This window comes from Saccharothrix sp. (assembly GCF_031180885.1).
Lineage (GTDB): Bacteria > Actinomycetota > Actinomycetes > Mycobacteriales > Pseudonocardiaceae > Actinosynnema.
Genome location: NZ_JAPSLK010000019.1, coordinates 20,658 through 35,762, shown reverse-complemented (window position 1 = coordinate 35,762; position 15,105 = coordinate 20,658). Strand labels below are relative to the sequence as shown.

Sequence of the window (15,105 nt, the reverse complement as noted above, 5' to 3'; positions counted from 1 at the left end):
GGTACCTGCATCGGTTCGGGTGACCGTTGCTCGACACCGCTGGATGGGGGATAAGGTCCGACGCCATGCGAGCACTCCGCCGGTTCACCGTCCGAGCCAGCCTGCCAGAGCCGCTGTCCGCACTGGGCACGCTCGCCCTGAACCTGCGCTGGACCTGGCACCAGCCGACGCAGGACCTGTTCGCCTCGATCGACCCCGACCGGTGGTCGGACAGCGCCGACCCGCTGCGGCTGCTGTCCACGGTCGACCCGGAGCGGCTGGAGGGGTTGGCGCGGGACGAGCAGTTCCTCGCGCACACCCGCGCGCTCGCCGACGACCTGCACCGCTACCTCACCGGGCCCCGGTGGTTCCAGCGGCGGCAGGACGAGGTGCAGCAGCGGCGTGAGCACGGCAACTACGACCTGAGCCCGCTGCCGTCGGCCATCGCCTACTTCTCGATGGAGTTCGGCGTCACCGAGGCCCTGCCCAACTACTCCGGCGGTCTCGGCGTGCTCGCGGGCGACCACCTCAAGGCGGCCTCGGACCTCGGCGTCCCGCTGATCGCGGTCGGCCTGCTCTACCGGTCCGGCTACTTCCGCCAGGCGCTGTCGCTGGACGGCTGGCAGATCGAGCACTACCCGGTGCTCGACCCGCGCGGCCTGCCGCTGGAGCTGCTCACCGAGCCGTCCGGCGCGCCGATCCTGGTCCACGTGGCCATGCCCGGCGACCGGGTCCTGCGCGCCAAGATCTGGAAGGCCCAGGTCGGCCGCATCCCGCTGCTCCTGCTCGACTCCGACGTCGAGGAGAACGACGAGGACCTGCGCGGCGTCACCGACCGGCTCTACGGCGGCGACCAGGACCACCGCATCCGCCAGGAGATCCTGGCCGGCATCGGCGGCGTGCGCGCGGTGCGGACGTTCTGCGACCTCACCGGGCACCAGAGCCCCGAGGTGTTCCACACCAACGAGGGCCACGCCGGGTTCCTCGGCCTGGAGCGCATCCGCGAGCTGGTCACCGGTGAAGGCCTCGACTTCGACCAGGCGCTCGCCGCGGTCCGCGCCGGCACCGTGTTCACCACGCACACCCCGGTTCCGGCGGGCATCGACCGGTTCCCCGTGGACCTCGTGCAGCACTACTTCGGCTCCGAGACCCTGCTGCCCGGCGTGAACACCCAGCGCATCCTGGCGCTCGGCGCCGAGGAGAACCCGGGCCTGTTCAACATGGCGCACATGGGCCTGCGGCTCGCCCAGCGCGCCAACGGCGTGTCCAAGCTGCACGGCAAGGTCAGCCGGGACATGTTCCGCGGCCTGTGGCCGGGCTTCGACGTCACCGAGGTGCCGATCGGGTCGGTCACCAACGGCGTCCACGGGCCGACGTGGGCGGCCACCGAGATGAGCCGGCTGCTCGGCGAGTCCGACGACGCGGGCGCGGGCCTGCGCGGCTTCGAACCGGTCACCGACCAGCGGTTGTGGGAGCTGCGCAACGACCTGCGCGGCAAGCTGGTGGACGAGGTGCGTCGGCGGACCCGCGCGTCGTGGCTCCAGCGCGGCGCGTCGGCGTTGGAGCTGGGCTGGACGGACTCCGTGTTCGACCCGGACGTGCTCACCGTCGGCTTCGCCCGCCGCGTCCCCACCTACAAGCGCCTGACGCTGATGCTGCGCGACCCGGAGCGGCTGCGGACCCTGCTGCTGCACCCGGAGCGGCCGGTTCAGCTGGTCGTGGCGGGCAAGTCGCACCCGGCCGACGACGGCGGCAAGGCCCTGATCCAGCAGATCGTGCGGTTCGCCGACGACGCGGGCGTGCGGCACCGGATCGTCTTCCTGCCCGACTACGACATGTCCATGGCGCGGTACCTGTACTGGGGCTGCGACGTGTGGCTGAACAACCCGATGCGCCCGCTGGAGGCGTGCGGCACGTCCGGCATGAAGTCCGCGTTGAACGGCGGTCTCAACCTGTCGATCCGGGACGGGTGGTGGGACGAGCTGTACGACGGCAGCAACGGCTGGGCCATCCCGACCGCGGACGGCGTCACCGACCCGACCCGCCGCGACGACCTGGAGGCGGCGGCCCTCTACGACCTGCTGGGCAACCAGGTCGCGCCGCTGTTCTACGACCGGTCCGACAACGGGGTGCCGACGCGGTGGCTGTCCATGGTGCGGCACACGCTGGCGTCGCTGGGGCCGGCGGTGCAGGCGTCGCGGATGGTGCGGGAGTACGTGGAGAACCTGTACGCGCCCGCCGCGTCGTCCGCCGCGTCCGTGGTGGGCGAGGGGTTCCGGGGTGCGAAGGAGTTGGCGGCCTACCGGCAGCGGCTGAGGGCGTCGTGGACCCGGGTGCGCGTGCTGGACTCGGACCTGACGCTGAACGGGTCCGCCGCGCCGTTGCTGGGCACGCCGGTCGGGGTGCGGGCGCGGATCGAGCTGGCCGGGCTGGAGCCGTCCGAGGTGGACGTGCAGGTGGTGCTCGGCAAGGTCGGCGACTCGGACGAGCTGTACGACGTGGTCACGCACACCATGCACTACTCGGGCAACGGCAACTACGACATCGAGGTGCCGCTGCCGCACGCGGGTGCGGTGGGCTACACCGTGCGCGTGCTGCCGCGCCACGACCTGCTCGCGTCACCGGCTGAGCTGGGCCGGGTCGTGCTCGCGGGCTGAGTCACCTGGTCGGATGACCGCCGGTGGTGACCGGCGGTCATCCGAGCCGTCCTCGGTTTCATCCGTCGGTGCCGCGTTATGCCATCCGGTGAACTCGCGGTGGTGCGGGAGCCGGGACGACGTGCACGGGCTTACGCTTTTTTCGCGTGGAATAGCACTTTGTTCCCCTCCCGGTGCAGCCCTGGTCCCCCGGTGCAGTGCAGAACCGCGAGAGGAAGCGTGGGCCCGGTGAAGAAATTCGCGTCAACCGCCTCGTTGCTCGTAGTCCTGGTCGCCGCGGCGGTCGTTCCGGCCGCGACGGCCGAAGAGTCCGCCGCGCCGGCGCCACCAGTCGCGTGCGCGGGCCTGGTGCAGCAGTTGTCGGACACCCTGAAGAAAGTCGTCAGCGCACTGACAGGCGTCCCGCCGGCTCCGTCCGCGACCGTCGTGCCGCTGGGTGAGGCCCTGGGTCTGCTGACGGCGTTGCAGGGCGCGAAGTGCCTGCCGACCCCGTCGGTCGGTTCGGCGGCGGCCGTGCCGATCGCGCACCGGGCGTCGGAGCAGTGCTTGTCCAACACGATGAACGTGTTCGCGGCCGTGTTCGGGACGCTTGCCGCTGTGGTGCCCGGTGCCCCTGCGGTGGCGGACGTCCCGGCGTTGCTCAAGCAGGTGGGCGCGCTGCTGAAGAACCTGGGTGAGGCTTTGAAGAACTGCGGCCTGCCGGAGCCCGCCGGCGGCCTGCCAACCGTCCCCAGCCTGCCCGTGTAGCCGGATCAGGGTGCGGAGTGGCACCGCCGCTGGTGCCACTCCGCACGATCACATCTCGTGATCGTCCCGCGGCCGGCGTCACCCGATGATCACCGCGCATCGGCGGCCAATGCGGACGGAGCGCTCGTACACCGCTCGCGATATGTGAGCGGAACCTTTGCGCGCCACTCCTCCGGGCGATAGTTCACCCCGTACCCGCAATTTGTGAGTAATGTCAGGTGGACCGGTCGGCTTGTGCAGGACCGGGGCGCGGGGGCCGGGGACACGCGCCGTCCCCGGCCCATCCCCATTCGCATTCCCCATTCCCCGCACGCCGGAAATTGTCGTACCCGGGTGGGAGAATGGAAACCGGGGGCCGGAGGCCGGCCCCTGTGGCCGGCCCCATGGCCGGTGAGGCTTGGTGCCGCACGGTCGGCCCCGGCCCCGGCCCCGGCCCCGGCCCCGGCCCCGGCCCGGCTCGGCTCGGCGACGCGCGGCCCGGCATGCCCGGCGCGGCGCGGCGTGGCGCGGCTGGCCCGGCGCGGCGTGGCGCGGCGTGGCGTGGCGCGGCGTGGCGTGGCGCGGCGTGGCGTGGCGTGGCGCGGACCCGGCTTGGCCCGGCCCGCCCCGCGTGGCGTGGCGCGGCCTGACCTGGCTCGACGCGGCTTGACCTGGCTCGGCGCGCCCCGGCGTGGCTCGGCGCGCCACGGCCCGGCCAGCCCGGCCTCGGCGTGGCCGGCTTGGCGGGGCGCGACTCGATGCAGTCCCCGCGACTCGGTCCGGCGTGGTGTGGCTCGGCGTGGTGTCGCCTGGCTTCGTGCCGCTGGCGGGGCTGCGCGGCCCCGTCCGGTGAGGCCCAGCGCGGTGCGGTGGTGTGGCGTCAGGTCGTGCGGGTTGGGTCAGGTGATGTCGAGGCGGGCGCTGACCTCGGCCACCCGCGGCATCCAGCCCGCCAGTGCGCGGGCCTCCTCCAAGGTCCGCCGGGCCGCCGCGTTGTCGCCGGAGGCCATCTGCGCCCGGGCCAGGGTCGCCAGTGCGTCGGCTCGGCTCAGGGACGTCTCCGCGGTCTGCCGCGCCTGCCCGGCCAGCGCGATCGCCCGCGGCAGGTCGTCCTCCAGCAGCGCGAGCTGTGCCAGCGTCGCCGTCGCCCGGTACCGCGGGTACCCGAGCTGCACCGCCCCGTCCGACGCCCGCTTCGCCGCACCCAGCCCGACCTCCAGCGGCAACTGACCGGCCTCCATGGCGTTCGCGGTCGAACTGGCCATCTGCGCCATCACGAACGCCATGTCCCGCTGGTCCAGATCGGTCCGCCCGACCAGGTTGCTCACCATGTGCAGCGCCTCGGCGTACCGGGTCCGCATCGTCAGCACGGAGACCTTCGTCCCGATCGCTGACAGCAATGTCGGGTGCGCGGCCATCAGGCGCTCCGCGACCTCCTCGGCGCGTTCCAAGTCACCGGCTTCCAGCGCGTCCGACGCGGCGGTCACCAGCGGTGCGGCCTCCAGTTCGGCGACGACCCGGCCCTTCAGGCGCGGCAGGGTGAAGAGGAACCAGCCCGCGGACGTCCCACCGGCGCCCCGGCGTGGCACCAGGGCCTTGACCAGCACGGCTGTCCCGGCCACGGCCAGACCACGGGCGAAGGGACCGTCGAGGAGCCAACTTGCGGCGACGACCGCGGCGGTCAGGAGCACCGAGGTGCAGGACGTCAGCCAGAGCCGTCGTCGAACGGGCGCGCGTCCGGCGGTGATGCCGACCGACATGAGCACGGGGACGTTCCGCAGCACGACCCGCAGCCCCGGCCGGTTCCACGTGCGGACCTCGCCGCCGACGCCGATCACCACCGCCGTCACGCGCGTCCGCCACACCAGCGCCCCGAGCAGCAGCCCGATCTCCAGCAACGCCATCGCGGCGAGCGCACCGCACGCGGCACCCGCGAGGCCGACCGGGGCAGCGCGGTAGTCCCAGACCACCAGGACGAGGACGACGACCGCCGTCAGCACCTTCCACACAAGCCTGAAGACGCTACCGCCCCGCCGCCGGTTCCGTGGTCAGGTAACGGCTTCGCTCGCCCCTTCGCGAACCGGCAACCCGGCGGCGGCGTACGCGCGGAACCCGCCGACGAGGTCGGTCGCGTTGGGCAGTCCGACGCGCTGGAGGTCGCGGGCGGCGAGGCTGGAGGCGTAACCCTCGTTGCACAGCACGACGACCGTGGTGTCGGCGTCGAACCCGGGGATGCGGTGGTCGCCGTTGGGGTCCAGCCGCCACTCCAGCACGATCCGCTCGACCGGGATGGATCCCGGGATCTCGCCCTCGGCCGCCCGGTTGTGGCGGGGGCGGATGTCGATGACGAGCGCGTTGTCGAGGTGGACGAGTTCGGTCGGTGTGACCCGGCGCAGGCTGCGCCTCGCTTCGTCGAGCAGCGCTTCGGCGCTCACGGGCCCTCCTGGTCGGCCAGTTCCCGCAGCCGTTCCAGCGGCAGGCGGTGCGCGGGCAGCGGCGGGATCTCGGGTGGGATGTCGAGCAGGCTCGGGTATTCGCGGGTGGGGACGAGCGGCGGCGAGTAGGCGTGCACGCTGGCCGCGCCGACGGTACCGAGGTTCTTGACCTGGTGCGCCCGTCCGGCCCCGAACCCGATGGCGTCCCCGACTTCGCGGGTGACGGAGCGGATCGGGCCGCCGGGGTAGCGGTAGTCCTCGGCGAGCCGGCCGGTGAGGACGGTGAACGAGCCGGCCGCGCCGCCGTGGTCGTGCGGTTCGGTGCCCTGGTTGGGGAGCCAGGAGAGGAGCCACAGTTCGACGCCTTCGGTGAGGCCGAGGCGTGCCCACCAGCGGCGGGCGGGGTCGTACTCGAGGATCGACAGGAGTGGGGTGGTCAGTTCGCCGGCCACGACGGAGGTCAGTTCGCGCAGTTCGCGCGGGGTCCAGAGGGCGCGGTCGGGGTGGATGAGGTCGCGCAGGAGGGGGACGTCGAGCGCTGGGTGCAGGTCGGCACGTGCGAGTGCGGAAGTCACGGGGTGTCGCTCCTGATGGCTACGGTCGGGCTTGGGTAGCGATCACGACGCGACGTGGCGGAGCGGGGATCAACCCACCGGGGTGTCGGGAGACGGGCCACCACGCCGCGTCCGGCTACACGCGCACGACGCGACCAGGAGGAGGTCGATCGTGCGGTCACACCAGGTGAGCAACGGACGGTCCACGCCCGCATGGTGCCACGACCGCATGGATGGCCGCACCCGCTCCCACCAGCCAAGATTCCCTCGGCTCCAGACACACCGCTGCGCCCCCGGCCCTCACTCGCGGGCAGTTGCCGATCACCGCCCGCAACGGGGGCGCTCGGCACGGCAGCGGGCGTGTGGCGGCTCGCGTGTGGTGGTGGGTGTGTGGCGGGGGGTGGGGCGGTGACAGGCACGCGGCGGGGCTTGCGTGCGGCCGTGGTCGTGCGGTGACGGGCGCTTAGCGGCGGCGTGCGGCGTGCGGCTTGCGCGTGGCGGCGGGCATGCGGCGGCTGGCGGGTGTGCGGTGGCGGGTGGGCAGGCGGCGGGCTGCGGTGCCGGCATGCGGCAGGGGGTGCGCGAAGGTGGGTTTAGGGCGCGCGGTGCGGCTGCGGCGGGCCTGCGGCTGCGGCGGGCGGGTGGCCCGGAGGCGTGGCGGGTGGCCGGGAGCCGGGGCTGGGGCGGTTGGCGGGGGCGGCGGGTGGGTGGGTGGTGGGGGCTGTGGGTGTGGGGCCGGCCCGCGGGTTCCTCCATATCTCGGGACGTGTGGGGGGTGGGTTGGTCGCGGATTCTGTATGTCGCTCGATCGGGTGATTGCCGCGCCCACCCGTTTTAGCTGGTCAGGGGGTGTGGTTGGGGATCTTCAGGAGTAGCAGGGACCGGGCGGAGAGGGTTAGGTGGGTGGTGGGGGCGCGGGGAGTGGGGGATTTCGGGGTGCCGTCCGGGGTGGTGGTGTCCAGAGCGGGGATGTAGTGGGTGCCGTATTCGGGGCCGGGGAGGGTTACGTCCTGGCGGGTTGGGCTGGCGTTGAGGAGTAGGAGCCAGGAGTTGTCGCGGACCAGCTCGCCCTCGCGGGTGCGGGAGAGTGACGTCGAGCCGTCGATCCACATGCCCAGGAACCGGCGGCTGTCGTCGAACCAGTCGGTTTCGGCCATCTCCTCGCCGTCCGCCCGGAACCACACCAGGTCCGGGGCGCCGGACGGGGTTGTGCGGCCGTCGAAGAACTCCGGCTGGCGTAGGGCGGGGCTGTGGGCGCGTAGGGCGATGACCCGGCGGGCGAAGGCGAGCATCGACTCTGCCTCGGTCGACAGCTTCCACTCCACCCATGACGTCTCGTCGTCCAGGCAATAAGCGTTGTTGTTGCCGCCTTGGGTTCGCCACAGTTCGTCGCCGGCGGTGAGCATGGGTGTGCCTGTCGAGAACAGCAGGGTTGCCAGAAGGTTTCGGGCCTGGCGCGAACGCAGGGTGAGGATGGCGGGGTCGGTGGTTTCGCCTTCCGCGCCGCAGTTCCACGAACGGTTGTCGTTGGTGCCGTCGCGGTTGTCCTCGCCGTTGGCCTCGTTGTGCTTCTCGTTGTACGACACCAAGTCCCGCAACGTGAAGCCGTCGTGCGCGGTGATGAAGTTGATCGACTGCCACGGCCGGCGCAGGTCGTCGGCGTAGAGGTCGGACGAACCCGACAGGCGGTACGCCAGGTCGCGCACGCCGGTGTGACCGCGCCAGAAGTCCCGAACCGTGTCGCGGTAGCGGCCGTTCCACTCCGCCCACTGCACGCCGAAATCGCCCACCCGGTAACCGTCGCCGGTCGCGTCCCACGGTTCGGCGATCAGCTTGCAGCGGGACAGGATCGGGTCGGTGGTGATCGCGGTCAGCATGGCCGACGCGCGGTCGAAGCGGCCGCCGTGGGGGCGACCGAGGGTGGACGCCAGGTCGAAGCGGAAGCCGTCCACGCCCAGTTCGGTGGTCCAGTAGCGAAGGCTGTCGGTCACCAGGCGGACCACCTGGGGGGAGCCGGCCTCCAGGGTGTTGCCGCAGCCGGTGATGTCCAGGGTGCTGCCGCCGCCCTCGATGTGCAGGTAGTACCCGGGCGCGTCGAAGCCCCGGTACGACAGCGTGGGACCTTCCGGACCGCCCTCGCACGTGTGGTTGAACACCACGTCGATCACGACCTCGATGCCCGCCGCGTGCAGGGCGGCGACCATGGTCCGGAACTCCTCGATCTCCCTCCCGGGCTCGCTGGCGTAACCGGGGTGCGGCGCGAAGTAGCTCAGCGGCGAGTAGCCCCAGTAGTTGTGCCGGCCGTTGCGGATCAGGGCCGGTTCGTCGACGAACGCGTGGACCGGCAGCAGCTCCACCGTGGTGACGCCCAGCCGGACCAGGTGCTCGACCACCGCGGGGTGGGCCAGCCCCAGGTACGTGCCGCGCAGGTGCGCCGGCACGGCCGGGTGGCGCTTGGTGAACCCCCGCACGTGCAGCTCGTAGACCACCGCCTCCTCGAACGGCACCTCCGGCTTCACGCCCGTGTCCGGCCCGCCCGGCGAGGTCACCACCGACAGCGGCACGCTGCCCAGCGAGTCGACCGACGACGGCGGCCCGTGCATCGGGTCGACCGCGTACCCCAGCGCCGCCTCCAGGTCGGTGAACGCCCCGGTGATCCTCGTCGCGTACGGGTCGACCAGCAGCTTGGCCGGGTTGCACCGCAGCCCGCGCGCCGGGTCGTACGGGCCGTGGACGCGGTAGCCGTAGCGCTGGCCGGGTGTGACGCCCGCCACCAGGCCGTGCCACACGCCGAACGTGCGCTCGGTGAGCTGCACCCGCCGCTCGGTGCCGTCCTCGCTGATCAGGCACACCTCGACGGCGTCGGCGGGCGGCGCGGACACCGCGAACCGCACACCACCGGCTTCGGGGTGCGCGCCCAGCGGGAACGGCCGGCCGGCGAGCGGGGACGAGTCGAGTGCCATGCCCCCGATCTTCCCAGGGACCACCGACAAAGTGGGGATGGCGACCCGGACCGGACCTCTCGTCCTGCCGCGGAGGGCGGCAATGGAAGACTGTCCGCGCGCGAGGTCGCGTCGGTGGGTCGGGGCTCATGTCGCGGTGATCACGCTTTTCGATCACCGCGGAATCAGGCGCGACCCGCCGACTGCCAGGCGACCTCGCCGCCGCGACGAAGGAGCGGCGATCGGACAGAGCGGCGAGGGTAGCGTGGAAAACGAAGATCTGGTCATCCACATGCAGGGTGTTTCGGTTCGACGGGGCAAGACCACGCTGGTGGGGGACGTCGACTGGAGCGTGGAGCTGGACGAGCGGTGGGTGGTGCTCGGGCCGAACGGCGCGGGCAAGACGACCCTGCTCCGGCTGGCCGCCGCCGAACTGCACCCCACCAAGGGCAAGGTGCGCCTGCTGGGCGAGCGCATCGGCAAGACCGACGTGTTCGAGCTGCGCCCGCGCATCGGCCTGTCGTCGGCGGCGCTCAACGGGCGCATCCCGGCCGACGAGAAGGTGTCCGACCTGGTCGTGAGCGCCGGGTACGCGGTGCTGGGCCGCTGGCGCGAGGAGTACGACCAGCTCGACACGGGCCGCGCGAAGGAGCTGCTGGCGCAGTTCGGCATCGACCACCTGGCCGACCGCACGTTCGGCACACTCTCCGAGGGCGAGCGCAAGCGCACGCTGATCGCGCGGGCCCTGATGACCGACCCGGAGATGCTGCTGCTCGACGAGCCGGCCGCGGGTCTGGACCTGGGTGGCCGGGAGGACCTGGTGGCGCGGCTGTCCGAGCTGGCCCTGGACCCGGACGCGCCGGCGACGGTGCTGGTCACGCACCACGTGGAGGAGATCCCGCCGGGCTTCACGCACGTGCTGCTGCTGCGCGAGGGTGCGATCGTGGCGCAGGGCCTGCTGGAGGACGTCCTGACCGAGGAGAACCTGTCCAAGACGTTCGACCAGCCCCTGGAGCTGCAGAAGGCGGGCGACCGGTACTTCGCGCGCCGCAAAGCTACCCAGGGGTAACCTCCTCTGGTGACCGACCACCCGCGAGGCCGCGTCGGCTTGTCGCGCCGGTTTCCCGACGATCAGCTCTTCCGATCGTCGGGAACCGGCGCGATGAGCCGACTTTCAGGCGGCCGAGCCGCCGCGACGGAGTCGCGGCCAAAGACACGGAGGGTGTTTCGTGGCTGAGTTCGTGAGGCTCGATGTCGAGGACGGCATCGGCACCATCCGGCTGGACCGCCCGCCGATGAACGCGCTGAACCGGCAGGTCCAGGAGGAGATCCGGGCCGCCGCGCAGGAGGCCGCGCGGCGGGCCGACGTCTACTCGGTGATCGTCTACGGCGGGCCGAAGGTGTTCGCGGCCGGCGCGGACATCAAGGAGATGGCCGACCAGTCCTACGTCGAGATGGCGGCCAAGGTCAGCGCCTTCCAGTCGTCGCTGCGCGCGGTCGAGGAGATCCCGAAGCCGACCGTGGCCGCGATCACCGGGTACGCGCTGGGCGGCGGGTTCGAGCTGGCGCTGTGCGCGGACCGGCGCATCGCGGGCGACAACGCCAAGGTGGGCCAGCCGGAGATCCTGCTCGGCGTCATCCCGGGCATGGGCGGCACGCAGCGCCTGCCCCGGCTGATCGGCCCGTCGAAGGCCAAGGACCTGATCTACACCGGTCGGTTCGTGGGCGCCGAGGAGGCCCTGCGGATCGGCATGGTGGACGAGGTCGTCGCGCCGGACGACGTGTACGAGGCGGCCAAGCGGTGGGCCGGCCAGTTCGTCAACGGTCCGGTGGTCGCCTACGCCGCCGCCAAGGCCGCGATCGACGGCGGGCTGGACACCGACCTCGGCAACGGCCTGAAGCTGGAGAGCCAGCTGTTCGCCGCGATGTTCGCGACCGAGGACCAGAAGACCGGCATGGCGTCGTTCATCGAGAACGGCCCGGGGAAGGCGAAGTTCAGTGGCCGTTGATCCCAAGCCGAACCCGCACGCCACCGTTGAAGAGGTCGAGGCGGCGTACCAGGACCCCAAGCTCGCCAACGTGCTCTACCACGACTGGGAAGCCGGCACGTACGACGAGAAGTGGTCGATCTCCTACGACGAGCGCTGCATCACCTACGCCAAGGACCGGTTCCGGGCCGTCGCGGGCGAGGTCGGCCCCTACGAGCACGCCCTGGAACTGGGCTGCGGCACGGGGTTCTTCCTGCTCAACCTGATGCAGGGTGACGTGATCCGCAAGGGCTCGGTGACCGACCTGTCGCCGGGCATGGTCGAGGTGGCGCTGCGCAACGCCAAGAACCTGGACCTGGACGTGGACGGCCGGGTCGCCGACGCCGAGCGCATCCCGTACGACGACAACACGTTCGACCTGGTGGTGGGCCACGCCGTGCTGCACCACATCCCGGACGTGCCGGCCGCCATGCGCGAGGTGCTGCGCGTGCTCAAGCCGGGCGGGAAGTTCGTGTTCGCGGGCGACCCGACCAACATCGGCAACTTCTACGCCCGCAAGCTGGGCCGGCTGACCTGGTGGCTGACCACCAACGTCACCAAGCTCGCCCCGCTCAACGACTGGCGGCGCCCGCAGGAGGAGCTGGACGAGTCGTCCCGCGCGGCGGCCCTGGAAGCCGTCGTGGACCTGCACACGTTCGACCCGTCCGACCTGGAGCGGGTGGCGCGCGGCGCGGGCGCGGTGCACGTCAAGGCGGTCACCGAGGAGCTGTCGGCGGCGCTGTTCGGGTGGCCGGTGCGCACGTTCGAGGCGGCCGTGCCGCGCGAGAAGCTGGGCTTCGGCTGGGCGATGTTCGCCTACCGGACCTGGCAGCGGCTGTCGTGGGTGGACGAGAACGTGCTGGCGAAGGTCCTGCCGCGGGAGGTCTTCTACAACGTGTCGGTGACGGGCCGCAAACCGGTCTCCTGACATGGGCTACGCGTTCAGCCTGGACGACGTGGCGTACCTGCGTTCCGACGCCGGGTGCGCCGCGTTGTCGGCGTTGGCGGACCTGCCGCTGACGCCCGCGTCCCGGCTGGACGACGTGCGGCGGGCCAGGCAGGTGTCCCCGGACCACTCGGGGGCGGTGCTGGAAACGGTGCTGCTGCGCCGCAAAGCTGTGTCCAAAGTGGACTTTTCGGAGGGGTTGTTCACCGACGACGCGCTCCAGCAGGCCACCCCGCGCGAGGTCGCCGCGCACCGGGCGCGGCGGTTCGCCGGGCGGGTCGCGCACGACGTGACGTGCTCGATCGGGGCGGACCTCGCCGCGCTGCCCGAGGGGTCGTTCGGCTCCGACCTGGACCCCGTTCGGGTGGCCATGGCCCGGCACAACCTGGCCGGATCGCACGCGGTGCTGCGCGCCGACGCGCTCGAACCGGTCTCGCGGGACGTCCCCGTGGTGGCCGACCCGGCGCGCCGGGACTCCAGCGGGCGCCGGACGTGGCGACCCTCGGACTTCGCCCCGTCGCTGGACGAACTGGCCGCCGCCTACGCCGACCGGGACCTGGCGGTGAAGTGCGCGCCGGGCGTGGACTTCGCGGTCGCGCCGTGGGCCGACGAGGTCGAACTGGTGTCGCTGGACGGGCACGTGCGCGAGGCGTGCCTGTGGACCCGGGGCCTGGCCACCCCGGGCGTGACTCGACGGGCGTCCGTGCTGCGCTCCACCGGCGAGCACTGGACGATCACCGACGCCGAACCCGACGACTGCCCCGTCACCGAGCCGCGGGAGTGGCTGGTCGACCCGGACGGCGCGGTCGTGCGGGCAGGTCTGGTGCGGCAGTACGCGCACCAGCACGGCCTGGCGCAGCTCGACGAGCGGATCGCCTACCTCACCGGACCCACTCCGCCGCCCGGCATCCGCGCGTTCCGGGTCGTCGAGCACGGTCACTACAGCGAGAAGACGCTGCGGGCCGTGCTGCGCGCGCACGACGTGGGCAAGCTGGAGATCCTGGTGCGGGGCTTGGACATCGACCCGAACGCCCTGCGGCCGCGCCTGAAGCTGTCCGGTGGCGGCTCGATGACGGTCGTGCTGACCCGCATCGGCCGCCGTCCGGTGTACCTACTGGCGCACGCCGAACGCACTTAGGCGCTCGAAGAGGAACCCGCGCAGAACGTCGAGATCGGTGTCCACGGCGATGTCGACCCCGTCCTCCTTGGGCGTCTCCAGCCGTTCGTCGACCAGCAGCCCACCGCGACCCGGCCCGAACGCGCACTCCACCTCGACCGGGAACCGTTGCGTGGTCAGGATTCCCGGCCGGACCGCCTCCGCCACGGCGACCGCGTCGTGCACGGCCATGCCGTCCCAGCCCAGGAACTGGCGGTAGGTCGCCAGGTAGTCCGGGGTGAGCCCGACCAGCCGGGCCCCGATCTCCGACGACTCGCCGACCCGCTGGAGCCACTCGGCGCTCACCGCGCACCGCTTGGTCAGGTCCATGGTGACCAGCGTGGTCGGGACCCGTTCCTCGACCAGCACCCGCCGCGCCGCCTCGGGGTCGCACCACAGGTTGAACTCGGCCGCAGCGGTGATGTTGCCGCCTCTGATGCCGCCTCCCATGACCACCAGACGCGCAATGCGGTCTTTAAGACGCGGGTGCGCGGCCAAGAGCAACGCGATGTTCGTCAAGGGTCCGATGGGGACGATGGTCACCGGCTCCTCGGACGCCTCCAGCAGGTCCTTCAGCAACGTCACCGCGTCCCTCGGGTCCGGCTCGACGGTCGCTTCGGGCAGGGTGTCGGCGAACCCGGACAGCCCGTCCGCGCCGTGCGCGCGGGAGACGTGCGGCTGGGGGTGCACCAACGGCCGTTCCGCGCCCACCGCCACCGGGACGTCGTCGCGGCCGAGCAGGGTCATCAGGCGCAGGGCGTTGCGCGTGGTCTTGTCCAGCCCGACGTTGCCGAACACGGTCGTCACGCCGAGCAGGTCCACCTCCGGGCTCGCCACGGCCACGGCGAGCGCGAGGGCGTCGTCCACGCCCGGGTCGGTGTCGATGATCAGGGGGATCGTCACGCCACCCATCCTGCCCCGCGGGTTACAGTGCGGGCGTGACGAGCATGTGGGGTGCGCCGATGTGGACGAGGTGGCGTCGGAACCGGCGTGACCCGGCGCAGGCGCGGTTCCTCACGGTGGCCTCCCTGAAGTGGGTCCTGCGCCACCGGGCCTACACCCCGTGGTACCTGGTCCGCTACTGGCGCCTGCTCCGCTTCCGCCTGGCCAACCCGCACGTGGTGCTGCGGGGCATGGTGTTCCTCGGCAAGAACGTGGAACTGCACTGCCGCCCCGGTTACGGCCGCCTGGAGATCGGCCGCTGGGTGCACATCGGCGACGGCAACGCCATCCGCTGCCACGAGGGTTCGCTGCGCATCGGCGACAAGGTCGTGTTCGGCAAGGACAACACGGTCAACTGCTACCTGGACGTCGAGATCGGCGCGGCCACGCTGATCGCCGACTGGGTGTACATCTGCGACTTCGACCACGTGACCTCGGACATCAACCTGCCCATCAAGGACCAGGGCATCGTGAAGTCCCCGGTCCGCATCGGCCCGGACTGCTGGCTGGGCACGAAGGTCACGGTGACCAGGGGCACGCGGATCGGCCGGGGTTGCGTGCTGGGCGCGCACGCGGTGGTGCGGGGGGACGTGCCGGACTTCAAGATCGCGGTCGGCATCCCGGCCAGGGTCGTGAAGGACCGCCGCGAGGACTACGAGGCGGACGCGGTCCGCCGCGCGGCCGTGGCCGACATGGCCCGCAAAGCCCGCGAGGCCCTCGAAAAGTCCCAGAACGCCTGAC

Annotated in this window: 12 protein-coding genes; 7 read left to right on the top strand and 5 right to left on the bottom strand. The window is 72.0% G+C overall.

Features of this window, described 5'->3' with window-relative positions:
• The first annotated feature begins 65 nt into the window (after nucleotides 1-65).
• Nucleotides 66-2,636 (top strand): alpha-glucan family phosphorylase, encoded by a 2,571-nt coding sequence (glgP, locus tag RIN75_RS22065; RefSeq protein WP_309113891.1) that lies wholly within the window; start codon nucleotides 66-68, stop codon nucleotides 2,634-2,636.
• Between the two features lie 228 nt (nucleotides 2,637-2,864).
• The gene (locus RIN75_RS22060) at nucleotides 2,865-3,383 is read left to right on the top strand and encodes a hypothetical protein (protein WP_309113890.1); all 519 of its coding nucleotides are present in this window, start codon (nucleotides 2,865-2,867) and stop codon (nucleotides 3,381-3,383) included.
• Nucleotides 3,384-4,261: 878 nt separating this feature from the next.
• Here the strand turns inward: RIN75_RS22060 and RIN75_RS22055 are convergent.
• The 4 genes from RIN75_RS22055 to glgX all read right to left on the bottom strand — a co-directional run bounded on the left by RIN75_RS22055 (nucleotide 4,262) and on the right by glgX (nucleotide 9,314).
• Nucleotides 4,262-5,371: a hypothetical protein gene (locus RIN75_RS22055; protein WP_309113889.1), complete on the bottom strand. Its 1,110-nt coding sequence runs from the start codon at nucleotides 5,369-5,371 to the stop codon at nucleotides 4,262-4,264.
• Between the two features lie 39 nt (nucleotides 5,372-5,410).
• Nucleotides 5,411-5,797, bottom strand: a complete 387-nt coding sequence (locus RIN75_RS22050; protein WP_309113888.1) for a rhodanese-like domain-containing protein — start codon at nucleotides 5,795-5,797, stop codon at nucleotides 5,411-5,413.
• Nucleotides 5,794-6,372 (bottom strand): cysteine dioxygenase family protein, encoded by a 579-nt coding sequence (locus RIN75_RS22045; RefSeq protein ID WP_309113887.1) that lies wholly within the window; start codon nucleotides 6,370-6,372, stop codon nucleotides 5,794-5,796. Before RIN75_RS22045 ends, RIN75_RS22050 begins: the two co-directional genes overlap by 4 nt.
• An 821-nt stretch (nucleotides 6,373-7,193) precedes the next feature.
• Complete coding sequence (gene glgX, locus RIN75_RS22040; RefSeq protein ID WP_309113886.1) at nucleotides 7,194-9,314, bottom strand: glycogen debranching protein GlgX; 2,121 nt, start codon at nucleotides 9,312-9,314, stop codon at nucleotides 7,194-7,196.
• 271 nt (nucleotides 9,315-9,585) lie between these two features.
• Here glgX and RIN75_RS22035 point away from each other — a divergent pair, with 271 nt between their 5' ends.
• From RIN75_RS22035 to RIN75_RS22020, 4 genes are all read left to right on the top strand, one after another.
• Nucleotides 9,586-10,362: an ABC transporter ATP-binding protein gene (locus RIN75_RS22035; protein ID WP_375296004.1), complete on the top strand. Its 777-nt coding sequence runs from the start codon at nucleotides 9,586-9,588 to the stop codon at nucleotides 10,360-10,362.
• 160 nt (nucleotides 10,363-10,522) lie between these two features.
• On the top strand, nucleotides 10,523-11,302 hold the full coding sequence (locus RIN75_RS22030) for an enoyl-CoA hydratase-related protein (protein ID WP_309113885.1): 780 nt from the start codon (nucleotides 10,523-10,525) through the stop codon (nucleotides 11,300-11,302).
• Nucleotides 11,292-12,248, top strand: a complete 957-nt coding sequence (locus tag RIN75_RS22025; RefSeq protein ID WP_309113884.1) for a class I SAM-dependent methyltransferase — start codon at nucleotides 11,292-11,294, stop codon at nucleotides 12,246-12,248. Before RIN75_RS22030 ends, RIN75_RS22025 begins: the two co-directional genes overlap by 11 nt.
• A gap of 1 nt (nucleotide 12,249) precedes the next feature.
• Nucleotides 12,250-13,404, top strand: coding sequence for a class I SAM-dependent methyltransferase (locus RIN75_RS22020; protein WP_309113883.1), 1,155 nt, complete (start codon nucleotides 12,250-12,252; stop codon nucleotides 13,402-13,404).
• Here RIN75_RS22020 and RIN75_RS22015 read toward each other — a convergent pair.
• On the bottom strand, nucleotides 13,378-14,325 hold the full coding sequence (locus RIN75_RS22015; RefSeq protein WP_309113882.1) for a nucleoside hydrolase: 948 nt from the start codon (nucleotides 14,323-14,325) through the stop codon (nucleotides 13,378-13,380). The two genes, RIN75_RS22020 and RIN75_RS22015, sit on opposite strands and share 27 nt — an antisense overlap.
• Before the next feature lie 35 nt (nucleotides 14,326-14,360).
• Between RIN75_RS22015 and RIN75_RS22010 the strand changes: the two genes are divergently transcribed.
• Complete coding sequence (locus RIN75_RS22010; protein WP_309113881.1) at nucleotides 14,361-15,104, top strand: acyltransferase; 744 nt, start codon at nucleotides 14,361-14,363, stop codon at nucleotides 15,102-15,104.
• Nucleotide 15,105 lies beyond the last annotated feature (1 nt).